The organism is Arthrobacter sp. K410C (genome assembly GCF_059090105.1).
The window spans coordinates 89,306-104,204 of the sequence record NZ_JBNHFJ010000012.1 but is presented as its reverse complement, the minus strand read 5'-3'; the positions used below and the strand labels follow the sequence as shown (position 1 = coordinate 104,204).

Sequence of the window (14,899 nt, the reverse complement as noted above, 5' to 3'; positions counted from 1 at the left end):
CCGCCCTGGCAGCAAAAGAACTCCGCGAAGCCATCGCATAACCCCACCCCGAACCGTGTACTGCCCGCACAAAACACCACCGCGGGCAGTACACGGCTCAGGCGGGCTCGGCTGGATCTGAGCACATTTCGAAGATGCCGGGCCAGCAGATTGACTCGTAAGTGAGGTGAGGTCGCGATGAATCAGGCGGACTGTGCTGATAATCGTTCGGCTGTGGAACCGCCAGCCGTCGGGCCGCCCAAGGACATGCCTCCTATCCCCGCCCCGCCCCGTCGACAGGTCCCGGCAGATCGAATCCGTCCCTCGCGCGGTCGGGAACGCGAGTTGCGGCAGCTCATCCACGACCTCGCCGTTCTCGCCGCAAGGCCCGATCGCCAGGCCAAGTAGACACAGCCCCAAGCAGGAGCCACGTAACGCAGATTTGAGCCAAATATGAAAATTGGAATCCTCACCAGCGGTGGCGACTGCCCCGGATTGAACGCGGTGATCCGCGGCGCCGTGCTGAAAGGCATCGCCATCCACGGCCACGAGTTCGTCGGATTCCTCGACGGCTGGCGCGGCGTGGTGGAGGGCGACATCATTGAGATCCCCCGCACCATGGTCCGTGGCATCGCCAAGCAGGGCGGCACCATCCTCGGCACCTCGCGCACCAACCCGTTCGAGAACGGCGGCGGCCCCGAGGTCATCAAGGCCCACATGGACCGCCTGGGCATCGACGCCATCATCGCCATCGGCGGTGAGGGAACCCTGTCCGCCGCCAAGCGCCTCACCGACGCCGGCCTGAAGATCGTCGGCGTCCCCAAGACGGTGGACAACGACCTCGACGCCACCGACTACACCTTCGGCTTCGACACCGCCGTGCAAATCGCCACCGAAGCCATCGACCGGCTCCGCACCACCGGCGAATCCCACCACCGCTGCATGATCGCCGAAGTCATGGGCCGGCACGTGGGCTGGATCGCGCTGCACGCCGGCATGGCCGCCGGTGCGCACGCCATCCTCATCCCGGAGCAGAAGCTCAGCATCGAGCAGATTACCCAGTGGGTGAAGGAAGCCCACGCCCGCGGCCGCGCGCCGCTGGTGGTGGTGGCCGAAGGGTTTGTTCCCGAGCACATGGAAACCCCGCACTCCGAACGCGGCCTGGACACCTTCGGCCGTCCCCGCCTGGGCGGCATCGCCGACCAGCTGGCCCCCGAGCTGGAAGCCCGGACCGGCATCGAAACCCGCGCCACCATCCTCGGCCATATCCAGCGCGGCGGCGTCCCCTCCGCCTTCGACCGGGTCCTGGCCACCCGCCTCGGCATGGCCGCCATCGACTCTGTGGTGGAAGGCTACTGGGGCACCATGGTGGCCCTGAAGGGAACGGACATCGAGCACGTAGGCTTCCAGGACGCCCTGGGCCAGCTCAAGACCGTGCCGCAGAAGCGCTACGACGAAGCCTCAGCCCTGTTCGGCTAGGGCAAGCACTGGGAAGAGAACCAGTGAGCGTCCACCCGCTCCTGGGAGGGGCGGGCTGGGGTGAGCAGCATGGTTGCAGCGTCAATGTAACACCAAACCTGCCACCGGGACCGAACCGAGGAGCGTGGCCTGCCCGCCGGCGTCCTCAACGTGGTTTCGTCTTCTTCTGCGTCCGGGATCTCAGGGCCTCTGCTGAAGGACTCCCGCCTGCGGAAGGTCTCCTTCACCGGGTCCACCCCGGTCGGTAAACGGCTGATGGCCGACGCCGCCCAGAATGTCCTGCGCACCTCGATGGAACTCGGCGGCAACGCACCGTTCATCGTGTTCGAGGACGCCGACCTGGACGCCGCAGTCGAAGGGGCCATGGCGGCGAATATGCGGAACATGGGCGAAGCCTGCACCGCCGCCAACCGCTTCCTCGTCCACGAAACCGTCACCGCCGAGTTCACCCGGAAGTTCGCCGCCGCCATGGGCGCCCTGGCCACCGGCCGCGGCACCGATCCAGCCACCCAAGTGGGCCCGCTCATCGACGCCGGCGCCCGCGAGGACGTCCACGCTTTGGTGAGTGCCGCCGTCGACGCCCGAGCAGTAGCGGTCACCGGCGGCGCACCCGTGGACGGGCCCGGCTACTTCTACCATCCCACCGTCCTCGCCAACGTCCCCAACGACGCCGCCATCCTCGGTCAGGAAATCTTCGGACCCGTCGCCCCCGTCACCACCTTCACCACCGAGCAAGAAGCCATCAACATCGCCAACGCCGCCGCCCCCTTCAGCGGCGTGAAGCAATCCGGGCTCGGCCGCGAGGGCGGATCAGAAGGAATTGCCGAATACACCACCACCCAATACATCGGCATCGCAGACCCCTACGCCGGCTGACGTCCGCACCGCATGCCCCAGGGATTCTGGCGATCCCCGCGGCGTGCGGGCAGGATGGATGGATGGCGCAGCACCTGGACATTCCGCCGGACTTTTACGGCGAGCTGATCACGACCACCGCCCGTGTGGTCACCTGGAATGTGTGGGGCCTGTACGGCCCCTGGCAGGAGCGTGAAGCGGCGATAACTTCCACCCTGCTGGAGGCAAAGCCGGATCTTCTTGTGCTGACGGAGTCCTGGGCGAAGGGTGACGACAGCCAGTCCGCGAGGCTGGCCGGACCTCTGCGGCTGCCGTACCACGCCTTTAGCGGGGTTCCGGCTCAGGAGGACGAGTCAGCGCTCTCGGGCGTTGCCGTCTTGTCCAGATGGCCGGTTGCCGATGCTGCCGGCTTCAGCTTTGGTGCGTTGCGGGTGCAGTACGTCCAGGTGGACGGCCCGCGTGGACCGCTCCACGTGTACGGAGTGGTGATGGACGCCTGGTGGCTGGACCAGAGCCAGGCACGGCAGGATGCGGTACGCGGACTGATCACCCACCTGCACGCGGCACAGGATGAGCGGACTCCCCTGGTTGTCTGCGGAGACTTTAACGCCGACCCCGACAGCGACGAAATGCGCCTCATGACGGGCCGAGCGGCAGCACCGGTTCCTGGTTTGTCCTTCTACGATGCCTGGGAAGTGGCGGCACCGGGCATAACGGGCAGCACGTGGTCCAATACCAATCCATGGGCAGCCCAGCTCTTGTGGCCGGACCGGCGGATCGACTATATCTTCACCGCCGCACCACGAAGGGGTGGAGCCGGACATCCGAGGGCAGCAGCCCTGCTGGGCACCACCCCGGTGGCTGGCACCTATCCTTCGGACCACTACGGGCTGCAGGCTGACATCCGTTACTAAAAAGGATCCTCCTGGACTTCACTGACTAGCGCTGAGCGCCGAAGTTACATCCGGAGGAGTACTACCAATGCCGGAAGGCTGCTTGCGCAGCCTTCCGGCACGGTCATTAGGCAATGGGCTGGGTGCTTGCGGCGTGTATTCTCGCCGTCTCGGTTCCCAGCCCGGAGAGGTAGTTGAACAACGCGTTGATACCAAACGTCCAGGGCTCCATGTCCTCAGTCTTTTGGGTTTGGTTGATCAGCGCCCCAAGCTGGGGGCTGCTGATGGTGACTATATCCCCGTGTTTATGGGTGAAGCCCATCCCTTCTGTGCCGCGGTCCTGCGTCGGTGCGAAGAGTGTTCCGGTGAAGAGGGAGAAGCCGTCAGGGTATTGGTGATGCTTGCCTCGAGCCGCTTTGACCAGCTCTTCGAAGGGGCGGCTGATGTGGGCCAAGCTATTGCGGCCCTCCAACCGGTAACCGTCCTGTCCCTCTACCGTGAGGGTAATTTCTTCTTCGCGGAGGGATTCCAGCGTGAAGTCCTGGTGAAAGAGCCGGATCCACGGACCGATGGCACAGGATGCGTTGTTGTCCTTGGCCATGCCCAGCAGGAGCGCGCTGCGGCCCTCCACGTCCCGGAGATTGACGTCGTTTCCAAGCGTTGCACCTCGAATCTTGCCGGCAGAGTCGACGATGAGCACGAGCTCAGGCTCGGGGTTGTTCCAGGAGGAAAAGCTGGGGATGCCCACACCGGAACCAAATCCCACTGATGCCAGGACGGGGGCTTTCGTGAACACCTCGGGATCGGGGCCGAGTCCGACCTCAAGGTACTGCGACCACATGCCCTGCCCCGTCAAGACGTTCTTGACCTCTTGCGCCTCTTCAGATCCCGGCCGTAGCGAGTCCAGGCTTCCGCCCAAGGCGTCCGCTAAAGTCTTTCGGACTTCTACCGCGCGGTTGAAGTCACCGCCACAACGCTCTTCGATAACACGCTCGATCATGCTCTCGACGAACGTCACGCCACAGGCCTTGATCACCTGAAGGTCAATCGGGGCCAGCAGATGAGGTCTGCTGCGGTCCCCTTCCAAAGAGGCTTCTATGAGTTCCGGGAGGACCCATTTGGGAGCGTCAGCCCTGGGGAGAAGGAATTCCAGCGGGTTCTCGTGATCCACCAGCTCGGCAACAGTGCGGATCTCGGGCGTCAGATCGAAAACCTCGTCACCGCGGACAGAGACCACTCGGGGACCCTCGGAGACGGGATCCCAGACGCGCCCAATAAGAACGGCTTCCTCCCAGTCAGCCGGAAGGATCTGCCGTGACGCCTCGTTGATCATTTGATGTCCTTACCTTTAGCGGTTGGTTCCCAGAATCCGTCTACCCTTCGTCGGACGCCCCATGGATTGCTGTCCTGCAGCGGCGCTGGAAGTTGCTGGGCCGGGAAGGAGTCGTAGGCGACGGGACGCATGAAGCGACCAATCGCTGCTGTTCCGACGGAGGTAGTGGTGGCGGTGGTGGCCGGATAGGGGCCGCCGTGGTGCTGGGCGTACGAGACAGTTACCCCCGTTGGCCACGCGTTCCAGAGCAACCGCCCGGCCCGCTCCCGCAACTCCACCAACAGTTCAGTGACGTCTTCGTCGGGCTCTGCCTGCACGGTGGCGGTGAGTTGCCCATCCAAGAGCCGGGCCAAGCCCGCCAAGTCAGTGCCCTGTTGGTAGCCGATCACCAGCGTGGCAGGCCCGAACATCTCCTGCTCCAGGATTCCCGGGCGCTGGTGGACGTCCTCAGCAGTGGTAAGCAGCACCGTCGGCCGGGGAGCCAGCGACTCGTCCCCGGGCACCAGGACCTGGACGCCGGGCGTTGCACGTACTGAGTTCAGGGCCTTGTCGAAACCTTCCCGCAGCTTCGGGCTCAAGAGGGGGCTTGACGGTTTCGAGGCCAGTTCCTGGTGCAGAAACCCAGCGAGCTCTTGGATGTCGTTCACCGGGGCGAACAGCAGCCCGGGCTTTGTGCAGAACTGGCCCATGCCCAAGGTGAAGGATGCCGCGTAGCCGGCGAGGATTTCGTTCTGTCTGGCACTCCATGCCTGCTCGGTGACGAAGACAGGGTTGATGCTCCCCAATTCCCCAAAGAATGGAATGGGAACCGGGCGGCGCGAGGCCCGGTCAAAGAGGGCCCTACCACCGGCCGTTGACCCCGTAAAGCCGATGGCCTTCACCATCGGGTGATCAACCAATAGTTCCCCTGCCTGCCGGCCAGCGATCGTGGAGAAAAGCCCGTGGGGCGCGCCTGCCCCTTCAAGGGCATCCTGGACGATGGCGCCGGTCCGCACAGCCAGGTTCAGGTGGCCCTCATGGATTTTGTGCACCACCGCACACCCGGCCGCGAGGGCTGACGCGCTGTCTCCGCCCATGACGCTGAAGGCAAAGGGGAAGTTAGAGGCGCCGAAAACACCGACGACGCCGAGCGGCACGGAGTAGCGCCGTATGTCCGGCCTGGGACCCATCCCCCAGCCAGGATCGGCATGGTCAATGGTTGCGTCCAGGTGTTCCCCGTGCATTATTTCCGCTATGAAAAGCCGGAGCTGAAACACGGATCGCTTCAGCTCAAAGCGGAGCCGGCCTTCCTCCAGGTGAGTTTCCTGGCGCCCAAGAAAGACCAGTTCGTCCGCGTGGGTCTCCAGTGCAGCCGCGATAGCCTCCAACCAGCGGGCCCGAATTCCCGGCTCAACATCTCTCGCCTGCTCAAACGCCCGGTGAGCGTCAACGATCTGCTGATCTGTCGCCTCAGGTGATGTCATCCTCATCGTTGGTTCCTTCCGGGGCAACGGCCCCAAATTCACTGCCGCCTTGCTGATTTCCAATGGCTTGAGCCCTCCGGACAGGGGCGCAAGGACGTGCGCCGGCGCCCCTTCGGGTCACTTTCGGTCAGAGGGCCGGCGTGCGTTCGAGGTTGAAGTAGGAGCGGGCATCCGGCGGCCGGATGTCAGCAACTGCGTCTTTGAAGATCCGCATCGGATGCGGCGTGTACGGATGCTCAGCAATCGCGTCGAAGTCGAGTTCGATACCCAGTCCGACGCCGCCAGGAATGAGAATGTCACCCTCCTCGGTCAACTGGAGGCGCTCGCTGGAGATCTCGCTTCGCCACGGTACGTCCGAGGCCATGATTTCCAGGTATCGGAAGTTGGGCAGCATCGCGCCCAACTGGAGTGTTGCCGCGGTACTGAGCGGCCCGCTCGGGTTGTGGGGTGCGAACGGGATGTAGTGGGCTGCGGCGAGCGTGGAGATGAATGACAGCTCCAGCAGGCCCCCCGCATGGGTGACGTCCGGCTGTACGTAGTCAACCGCATTCCGTGCCAGGGCGGGAACGAAAGTGTTCCGTCCGAACCAGCGCTCCCCTGCTGCAATAGGGACTGGCGATTTGGAGCGTATCTCCAGGAGCGAATCTATACCATCCGGCGGGCATGGCTCTTCGAAGAACACTGGTTGGAACTGCTCGATTTCGCGGGCAACGCGGATGGCTGTGGGCACGTCGAAGCGGCCGTGTCCTTCGATAAACAGCTCAATGTCGTCGCCTACTGCCTCACGGACAGCGGCGACGGGCTCGAGCATGCGCCGCAGATCCCGCGGTTCGAGGGTGAGGTCAGCGGCTTCGAAAGGGTCCCACTTGAGTCCGCGGAAGCCTTGGGCGACTGTCTGCAGGGCGGCGTCCGCGAAGTCCTCCGGCGTTTTGGCTCCTGAGAACCAGCCGTTGGCGTAGGCGCGGACCCTGTCGCGGACCTGGCCGCCGAGCATGCGGTGGACCGGGACGTCCAACGCGCGGGCGGAAACGTCCCACATTGCCATTTCGAGGGCGCTGAGAGCGGTCATGGTCACGGGCCCGCCGCGCCAGTAGGCGTCGCGATTGAGCTCGTAGATGTTGTGGGCGATCCGAGTGGGATCCTTGCCGCGTACCGCGTCGGCGAGGACGGCGACGGCGCCGCGCACGGCGTGCTCCTGGCCTTCGAGGGTTGCCTCTGCGACCCCGGTGAGTCCCGAATCGGTGTGCAGGCAGACGAAGATGAGGTTCGTCCGGTAGAAGTCGACCACAACTGTGTCGAGATTGGTGATTTTCATAGATGGAATGTCATCCCTTAACAGCGCCGGCGGTCATACCGCTGACGACATAGCGTTGTGCGAACAGGTAGAAGGCGACGGCCGGAAGCGTAAACAGCAGACCGACGGCCATGATGCTTTGGATTGAGGTGTCCTGCTCGCCGATGAAGCCAGCCACACCAACCGAAGCTGGCTGGAGCGATTTGTCGAACACAAACGTCACTGCGAAGACGTACTCATTCCAGGCGCTGAAGAAAGCGATGACCGCGGCGGCCGCGATAGCTGGCGCGATCAGCGGCAGGATGATGCGGGCGAGGACGGTGGGCGGGCGGCTGCCGTCAACACGCGCCGCCTCGTCCAGGTCCCGGGGAACGCCGTCGATGGCGCCCTTGAGGATCAGTGCGACAACCGGAAGGGTGAAAGCTGTGTCGGCCAGGATCAGCCCGTGCAGCGAATTCAGCAGGTCGAACCGCCGGAAGATGGCGAACAGCGGCACAACCAGCAGGGCTTCAGGGAGCATCTGCGTGAACAGCAGCGCCAGGCCAACCGCAGCCTTGCCCCGAAAGGTGAATCTCGACAGGGCGTAGCCCAGCGGGATCCCCAGTCCGATGGACAGAACAGTTGTCCCCGCCGCAACGATGAAGCTGTTGAGCAGCCAGCCGACGACCTGGCCGTCCGCGAGTGCGTCTGCGAAGACGCCGAACCGGGAGAAGTCGGGAAGCAAGTTTATTGAAGATGATCCGAAAAGCACGTCGTCAGGCGCCAGAGCGGTCACAAACATCCAGTAGATGGGAAAAACTGAAATCCCGAGGACGAAGAGAACGGCGAGGGTACGGGCTGTCACCCCGAAGCGTATGCGGCCCATCATGCCTCCTTGGCGGCCGCACGGGCGACCAGTTGACTACCGACGATGACGATCAGGGAGATGACAATGCCCACCATGCCAATGGCTGCTGCCGTCCCCAGCTGCTTGGACTCGAACGCCTGGGAGTAGAGGTCGATCACGAGGGTGCGTGTGGAGCCCAGCGGTCCGCCCCGGGTCATCAGCCAGATCAGCTCGAAGCGACGCAGTGACCAGATGGTCATGAGTACCGCGACTAAGCCGACCGTCGGTTTCAGGACCTGCCAGGTCACCACACGGAAGGTCATCCACCGCCCGGCGCCATCGACCTGGGCTGCCTCCACCAGCTCCTGCGGAACTCCTTGCAGGGCCGAGAGGAGCACAACCGCCACGAACGGCACCAGCTGCCAGATAGTGGTGACAAGGATCGCCCCGAGCGCCAGCTGCGGGTTGTCAAGGATGCCGTTCGGACCCGGGTCGATTCCTATTCCCCGCAGCAGGCGTGTCAGGATACCGAACTGCGGGTTGAACATCCATGTCGCGATAAGGGCAACTGCAATGCCAGGCGCCGCCCACGGCACGGTTACCAGCGAGCGGGCCACAACACGGCCGGGGAACCGCCCGTTCAGCAGCAGGGCAACGAGCAGGCCAAGGCCCACTGCGCCGACGACGCATGCTGTGACGTAGATCAGCGTTGTGAGAAGGGTCTGGCGGAAAGCAGGATCTGCCAGGACGGATTGGTAGTTCGCCAACCCGACCCAGACGTTATTGTTCGGGTTGAGCAGGGTCGTCCTCGTAAAGCTGAGCCAGACTTCCTGCAGGAGCGGGACCAGTTGAAAGACGACGATGTAGAGAATGGCGGGGGCCAGAAAAAGGTACGGCGTCCAGGGGCTGCCAACCGCGCTCCTGCGGCGGCGTTTGCTCCCTCTGCGATTGGTGTCCGGGGCCGGCTCTCCGGTCGGTCCCGGGGACCGCACCAGAAGGCGCGGTCCCCTGCTTGGTTCAGTCATCGCCCGACCAGCTCCTCCGCCTGCTTCTGGGCCTTCTGCATTGCAGTCGCCATGTCCTGCTGACCCTGAAGTGCGGCCAGCACCTCACTCACCACGATGTGACGGATGTCGGCTGTCTGCGGACCGAAGCCGTTCACGATCTGGGGAACCCCAGAATCGGTCAACTCATCCAGTGCCGGAAGGAACGGGTACTTCTCCAGGCTCTCAGCGCTTCGCTCTGTCGGAGTGGCAACGCTGCTGGCGCCCAGTACTTCCTGCAGCTTGACCTGCTGGGCGGGTTCGAGCAGCCAGTTGATGAAGTTCAAGCCGGCATCCTTGTGCTTGCTGTTGGCGTTGATAGTAATCGGAGCCAGCAACGCGCCCTGCTTCTTCTCCGGGAAGGGAATGCGTGCCACGCTGAAGTTGAGGTTCGCGTTGGCGGATTTGGTGGCAGTGACATAACCGCCGTTGTTCAGTTCCATTCCAACCTTGCCGTTGGCGAACATCTTGCGGAACGTCGCGGCGTCGGCACCCTTCGGGATGACATTTGCGTCGTAGAGCTGCTGGTATGCCTTCAAGCCCTCGATCACCTCGGGCGAGTCAATGGTGAGCTTCTCGCCGTCGGACCAGTCACCGCCGAAGCCCAGAACATAGTTGAAGATGTCCTGCCATACGCCGGCTTCCTCCGCCTGGGTTTGGCGGAAGGCAAGACCGTAAACATCTCCCTTGGTCGTATCCTTTGCCGTCTGGACGAACTCCTCGAACGTCTTGGGCGCTTCGGGGATGAGGTCCTTGTTGTAGAACATGCCGTAATTCGAGTTCTCGAAGACGACGCCGTAGCGGTGATCATCAACCGTAAGGTACCTGTCCGGGCCAGGGATGAGGTTCAATTTTTCCGCGTCGATATGGTCGTCGAGCGGTTCGAGCAGGCCTGAGGACGCCGCTGTCGAGAACTCGGGCATGTCGAAGCGGACGACGTCCGGCCCTTCGCCTCCGCCCATCTGGGTCAGCACGGTCTGCCCGAAGCTCGGGAACGGGATCGATGCGGGCTCAACCTTGACGACGTCCTGGCTGGCGTTGTACTCGTCCATAAGCTTCTGCAGGCCTGGACCGCGGCCAGGGTCACCAAGTGTCGACGCCGCGAAAGTAATTGTCGCCGGCTGCGGATTGGCCGACGAACCCTCCGGCGAGGGCGAACAGGCGGAAAGGACGAGAGCTCCCGCGGCCACAACAGCCAGAGCGGAGAGTGCTTTCGAGCGGCGGGATGGTCGTAAAGACATTGCTACTCCTTCGTAGGTGGCGGGGTGATCTGCCCCACATCTGGCTATATATTACTAATAATAGGTATAAAGGCAATAGTGGCCCCGAAGCAAGGTAAAGTAGCCCGTATGGCCAGCCTGCACTCCGAGATCGTCGACATGCTTGGACTCCGCATCGTGCGCGGTGACTACCCCCCGGGGGCGCGCATCGATGTGGACTCCCTTGAACCTGAGCTTGGCGTTAGCAAGACCGCCATCCGGGAGGCCCTGCGCACCATCCGGGAAAAAGGACTGATCGACTCCTGGCCCAAACGCGGCACGATCGTGAACGACCGCGCAGCCTGGAAGCTGCTCGATGGCGACGTGATCATGTGGCGGCGCTCGGCGCGCCGGGACGATGACCGGCTTCTTGCCGAGCTGTCCCAGCTGCGGGATGTTATTGAACCGGCCGCCGCCAGGCTGGCTGCGCAGTACCGAAAACCGGAGGACATCGAGGCGCTCAGGCGCTCGTTCGCTGAGTTCGAGACCGCGGGGCAGGACATCGAAAGGCTCGCCGCCGCGGACCAAGATTTCCACATTCACCTGCTGCGGGCGACACATAACGAGCTCATGATGCGCCTGGACGTGGTCATCGTCCACGCCCTCAACGCCCGTAACCGGATTCAACACCACCCTGGCGCGGCCTGGCTCGATCCCGTGCCAGACCATAGGAGCGTGCTGGAAGCTGTCGAAGCCGGCGACCCAGAGGCAGCAGAGGCAGCCATGAGATACGCGATTCGAGAATCCGATCAGGACCTGACCAGCGGAGAACCGGCGTTTACCGAGCCCGCAGCTCTCCCCGGCGTCAGTGCCCGGAGAACGCCCGCTGGGTAGGACGTGGCTGCAATGGGAAGCCTTTCGTCAGCGGCCCACCACGCGCAGCCTGTTCCTCCCACGCCAAGGGCCTTGCGCCAAAAGACAAGAGCGGAGCCGGGACGGTAAACCACACTGGGGGTAACCCGCTACGCCGCCCGGCTGGCGTCCTTGCCTACTCGAAGTGGAGTATCCCTTGGAAACCTACGATGCGCTCCTCGCGTCCATCACACCCACGTCCGGTCCCAGCCGGACCATCCTGAACCCCGCCACGGGCGAAGCTGTGGGCGAGGCCCCCATCCATGACCTCGAGTTCCTGGAGCAGGCCGTCGCCACCGCCGTCGAGACGCAGCCCGCATGGGCGGCGCTGGGCCACGACGCCAGGTCCGCCGCACTCCTGAAAGCAGCCGACGCCGTCGAACGCTCCGCCGAGGAACTCGCCCAGCTGCTCTCCCGCGAGCAGGGCAAACCCCTCAACGGCCCCAACGCCCGCTTCGAGGTGGGCGCCTGCGTGGCCTGGCTCCGCGCCACCGCCGGCCTGCCGCTGGTACCGGAAACGATTGTGGACGACGGCGAGACCCGCGCCGAACTGCACTACAAGCCCATCGGCGTCGTCGCGGCCATCGGTCCCTGGAACTGGCCCATGATGATCGCCATCTGGCAGATCGCCCCCGCCCTGCGCATGGGCAACACTGTAGTCGTCAAACCGTCCGGCAACACCCCGCTCTCCGTCCTGGCCCTGGTCAAGGTCCTCAACGAGGAACTCCCCGAAGGAATCCTCTCCGTGGTCTCCTGCGGCCGCGAAGTCGGCGCCCGGCTCACTAACCACCCCGCCATCGGCAAGATCATGTTCACCGGCTCCACCGCCGCCGGCCGCGCCATCATCAAATCCTCGGCAGACACCGTCAAGCGCCTCACCTTGGAGCTCGGCGGCAACGACGCCGGTATCGTCCTGCCCGACGCCAACCCCAAGGCCATCGCCGAGGACATCTTCTGGGGCGCGTTCCTGAACACCGGGCAAACCTGCGCCGCCCTCAAACGCCTCTACGTCCACGACGACATCTACGACGCCGTCTGCGAAGAACTCACCAGCGTGGCCAAGGCCATGCCCATGGGCAACGGCCTGGATGAGACCAACGTCCTGGGGCCGCTGCAGAACAAGGCACAGTACGACGTCGTCGCGCACCTTGTGGAGGCGGCAAAGGCTTCCGGAGCACGCGTCCTCCTGGGCGGCAACCCGGATCCCAACCAGCGCGGCTACTTCTACCCCACCACCCTGGTGGCGGACATCGACAACGACAACCCGCTCGTGGCCGAGGAACAGTTCGGCCCCGCCCTCCCGATCATCCGCTACAGCACCATCGATGAAGCAGTGGAAAAGGCCAACGCCCTCGACGTCGGCCTCGGTGCCTCGGTCTGGTCCTCAGACCTTAATGCTGCCCGCGAGGTGGCCACCCGGATCCAGGCCGGCACCGTGTGGATCAACCGGCATGGCGCGGTGGACCCCCGCATCCCCTTCGGCGGCGCCAAGCAGTCCGGCTACGGCCTCGAATTCGGCGTCGAAGGCCTCAAGCACCTCGGCGTTCCCCAGGTCATCAACGGCTAGGAAGCATTGGAGACGGGAGCCCCGCATGCCTCCCGGTGTGCGGGGCTCCCGGGCTTTTCGGTGATGCCGCTACCCCATGGCCGGGGCGGTGGAGGTGCGGCCAGCCAACTGCCGGCGGGCCCAGCGGGCCAGCTTCTTGCCCTTGCCCTTCCACCAGTTGTCCTCGTCCTTGTCATGGTGCAGCCGGAAGATGATGGCCACCAGCACGAACATGCCCATGACCACGTCCACCCAGGACGCCACAACCAGGGCGATCAGCACGGTGAGGCCGTTGGCGATGATGGACGGGACGGCCAGGGTCCGGAACACGGTGCTGGCGACGTACCGCCGGTGCGACCGCGGAACCGACAGGGCGCGCACCATGTCGAAGCACACGCACACCACCACGATGGTCTGCCCGACGGCCAGCAGGACCTGGCCGGGAACCGAGCCGCTGAACGCGGCCACCGACTCCATCCCCGGGCTCACGGCCGGGCCTTAAGCTGAGAACCACACATCAAAAACCCCCAGAAACTTAGGAACCACTGCTGATCCAGCGGTGGTTCCATTGAAGTTTCCGGGGGCGGACGGGGCACGAGTAGTGGGTACTCGAATTTCGGCCCGGACCTGCAGCCGAGTACTTATTTACTGTCCGATGGCCCGCGGCCGCCACAGCACCACGGCCTGCGACCTGGGCCGCGGGCGCTGGCCGCGTGCCAGGGTCACCACGTCCCCGGCCGCGCCGGCGGCGAAAATGCGGGAGTCGAACGGCTGCGGTCGGCGGCCCAGTTCCTCAGTCAGTTCAGAGACGCGCCGTTGCAGGGCGGCTACCTGGTTTTCGAGCTCCAGGATGCGCTTGATCCCCTCCAGCGAAACGCCTTCCTGGGACAGCCGCTGCACCTCCCGCAGCATGTTGACGTCCCGCTGCGAGTATCGGCGGGACTTCCCCGGCGCGCGGCTGGGCTTGACGATGCCCAGCCGGTCGTACTGCCGCAGGGTCTGCGGGTGCATATCCGCCAGCTCGGCCGCCACCGAAATCACGAAGATGGGCTGGTCCGCATTGATGTCCACCGAACACCTCCGCTGCTACAGCCGGGCCTTGGCGGCCAGGCCCTCGCGGACGTCCGCACCGGCTGTGGCATCGGCAAAGGCCTTGACCGCGGCTTCGGCTTCCTTATTCAGGTTCTTCGGTACCGCGACGTCGATTGTCACCAGCAGGTCGCCGGTCACCTTCGAGGTCTTCACGCCTTTGCCCTTCACCCGCAGGGTACGGCCCGACGGCGTCCCGGCCGGAACACGGACCCGCACCTTGTCGCCGTCGATGGTGGGCACCTCTATGTCGGCGCCCAGCGCGGCTTCCGGGAAGGTGACGGGGACGTGTATGCGCAGGTTGTCGCCGTCGCGCGTATAAAACGGGTGGGGCTGGACCGAGACGGACACCACCAGGTCGCCGTTGCCGGCGGCGCCGGGCTGGCCCTTGCCACGCACGCGCACCTTCTGGCCGTCCTTGATACCGGGCGGAACCCGGACGTCGATTACTTCACCGCTGGGTTCCCGTAGGCCGATAGTGGTGCCGCGGATGGAACCGGCGAAGGAAATGCTGGTGGAGGCGGAACGGTCCGCGCCCTTCTGCGGGGTCCGCTGGAACCCGGTCTGGCCGAAGCCGCCACCAAAGAGGTCGGCGAACTCGGGCGGAATGCCACCGGCGGAGGGGTTGAACCCGCCCGCATGCCGCCCCGTGTTGCCGGTGAAGAGGCCGCCGAACAGGTCCTCAAACCCGCCATTGCCCGCGCCGGCGCTGCCCGGAGCAAACCGGGCACCGCCACCCATGGCACGGATGGCGTCATACTGCTGGCGTTCCTCGGGATCGGACAGCACCGAGTACGCCTCGGAGATGTCCTTGAACTTCTTCTCGGAAGCGGTGTTCCCCGAGTTGGTGTCAGGGTGGTGCTCGCGGGCCAGCTTCCGGTAAGCCTTCTTGATATCGGCGTCGGAAGCGTCCTTGGCAACACCAAGGATCTTATAAAAGTCCTTGTCCACCCAATCCTGGCTAGCCAATGGCGTTTCCTTTCTTGTT

General features: G+C 64.4%; 13 protein-coding genes and 1 pseudogene. 5 read left to right on the top strand and 9 right to left on the bottom strand.

Features of this window, described 5'->3' with window-relative positions; all coding sequences use genetic code 11:
* The first annotated feature begins 432 nt into the window (after nucleotides 1-432).
* The 3 genes and pseudogenes from AC5RU7_RS16180 (at nucleotide 433) to AC5RU7_RS16170 (ending at nucleotide 3,227) form a co-directional block, all read left to right on the top strand.
* On the top strand, nucleotides 433-1,458 hold the full coding sequence (locus tag AC5RU7_RS16180) for an ATP-dependent 6-phosphofructokinase (RefSeq protein WP_494053093.1): 1,026 nt from the start codon (nucleotides 433-435) through the stop codon (nucleotides 1,456-1,458).
* Nucleotides 1,459-1,578: 120 nt separating this feature from the next.
* Nucleotides 1,579-2,334: pseudogene (locus AC5RU7_RS16175) on the top strand (aldehyde dehydrogenase family protein); the annotation flags it as partial.
* A 62-nt stretch (nucleotides 2,335-2,396) separates the two neighbouring features.
* Nucleotides 2,397-3,227: an endonuclease/exonuclease/phosphatase family protein gene (locus AC5RU7_RS16170; protein WP_494053092.1), complete on the top strand. Its 831-nt coding sequence runs from the start codon at nucleotides 2,397-2,399 to the stop codon at nucleotides 3,225-3,227.
* A 106-nt stretch (nucleotides 3,228-3,333) separates the two neighbouring features.
* Here the strand turns inward: AC5RU7_RS16170 and AC5RU7_RS16165 are convergent, their stop codons facing one another.
* From AC5RU7_RS16165 to AC5RU7_RS16140, 6 genes are all read right to left on the bottom strand, one after another.
* Nucleotides 3,334-4,539 carry a fumarylacetoacetate hydrolase family protein gene (locus tag AC5RU7_RS16165; protein ID WP_494053091.1) on the bottom strand — a complete coding sequence of 402 codons (1,206 nt, stop codon included), beginning with the start codon at nucleotides 4,537-4,539 and terminating at the stop codon, nucleotides 3,334-3,336.
* Nucleotides 4,536-6,002: an aldehyde dehydrogenase (NADP(+)) gene (locus tag AC5RU7_RS16160; RefSeq protein WP_494053096.1), complete on the bottom strand. Its 1,467-nt coding sequence runs from the start codon at nucleotides 6,000-6,002 to the stop codon at nucleotides 4,536-4,538. Before AC5RU7_RS16160 ends, AC5RU7_RS16165 begins: the two co-directional genes overlap by 4 nt.
* Before the next feature lie 127 nt (nucleotides 6,003-6,129).
* A complete protein-coding gene (locus AC5RU7_RS16155; protein WP_494053090.1) occupies nucleotides 6,130-7,317 on the bottom strand; it encodes a mandelate racemase/muconate lactonizing enzyme family protein in 1,188 nt (395 codons plus the stop codon).
* A 10-nt stretch (nucleotides 7,318-7,327) separates the two neighbouring features.
* Nucleotides 7,328-8,164, bottom strand: a complete 837-nt coding sequence (locus AC5RU7_RS16150; RefSeq protein ID WP_494053089.1) for a carbohydrate ABC transporter permease — start codon at nucleotides 8,162-8,164, stop codon at nucleotides 7,328-7,330.
* Nucleotides 8,161-9,147: a carbohydrate ABC transporter permease gene (locus AC5RU7_RS16145; protein WP_494053088.1), complete on the bottom strand. Its 987-nt coding sequence runs from the start codon at nucleotides 9,145-9,147 to the stop codon at nucleotides 8,161-8,163. Before AC5RU7_RS16145 ends, AC5RU7_RS16150 begins: the two co-directional genes overlap by 4 nt.
* Nucleotides 9,144-10,406: an ABC transporter substrate-binding protein gene (locus tag AC5RU7_RS16140; RefSeq protein WP_494053087.1), complete on the bottom strand. Its 1,263-nt coding sequence runs from the start codon at nucleotides 10,404-10,406 to the stop codon at nucleotides 9,144-9,146. The genes AC5RU7_RS16145 and AC5RU7_RS16140 overlap by 4 nt, the downstream gene beginning before the upstream one ends.
* A gap of 108 nt (nucleotides 10,407-10,514) precedes the next feature.
* Here AC5RU7_RS16140 and AC5RU7_RS16135 point away from each other — a divergent pair, with 108 nt between their 5' ends.
* Both AC5RU7_RS16135 and AC5RU7_RS16130 read left to right on the top strand, forming a co-directional pair.
* Complete coding sequence (locus AC5RU7_RS16135; protein ID WP_494053086.1) at nucleotides 10,515-11,258, top strand: FadR/GntR family transcriptional regulator; 744 nt, start codon at nucleotides 10,515-10,517, stop codon at nucleotides 11,256-11,258.
* A 175-nt stretch (nucleotides 11,259-11,433) separates the two neighbouring features.
* Complete coding sequence (locus tag AC5RU7_RS16130; RefSeq protein ID WP_494053085.1) at nucleotides 11,434-12,843, top strand: aldehyde dehydrogenase family protein; 1,410 nt, start codon at nucleotides 11,434-11,436, stop codon at nucleotides 12,841-12,843.
* 69 nt (nucleotides 12,844-12,912) lie between these two features.
* On the opposite strand, the gene AC5RU7_RS16125 is transcribed toward AC5RU7_RS16130, so the two are convergent.
* The 3 genes from AC5RU7_RS16125 to AC5RU7_RS16115 form a co-directional block, all read right to left on the bottom strand.
* On the bottom strand, nucleotides 12,913-13,299 hold the full coding sequence (locus AC5RU7_RS16125; RefSeq protein WP_494053095.1) for a hypothetical protein: 387 nt from the start codon (nucleotides 13,297-13,299) through the stop codon (nucleotides 12,913-12,915).
* Between the two features lie 168 nt (nucleotides 13,300-13,467).
* Nucleotides 13,468-13,893 carry a heat shock protein transcriptional repressor HspR gene (locus tag AC5RU7_RS16120; RefSeq protein ID WP_494009823.1) on the bottom strand — a complete coding sequence of 142 codons (426 nt, stop codon included), beginning with the start codon at nucleotides 13,891-13,893 and terminating at the stop codon, nucleotides 13,468-13,470.
* A 15-nt stretch (nucleotides 13,894-13,908) separates the two neighbouring features.
* Complete coding sequence (locus AC5RU7_RS16115; RefSeq protein WP_494053084.1) at nucleotides 13,909-14,880, bottom strand: DnaJ C-terminal domain-containing protein; 972 nt, start codon at nucleotides 14,878-14,880, stop codon at nucleotides 13,909-13,911.
* Between the last annotated feature and the right edge of the window lie 19 nt (nucleotides 14,881-14,899).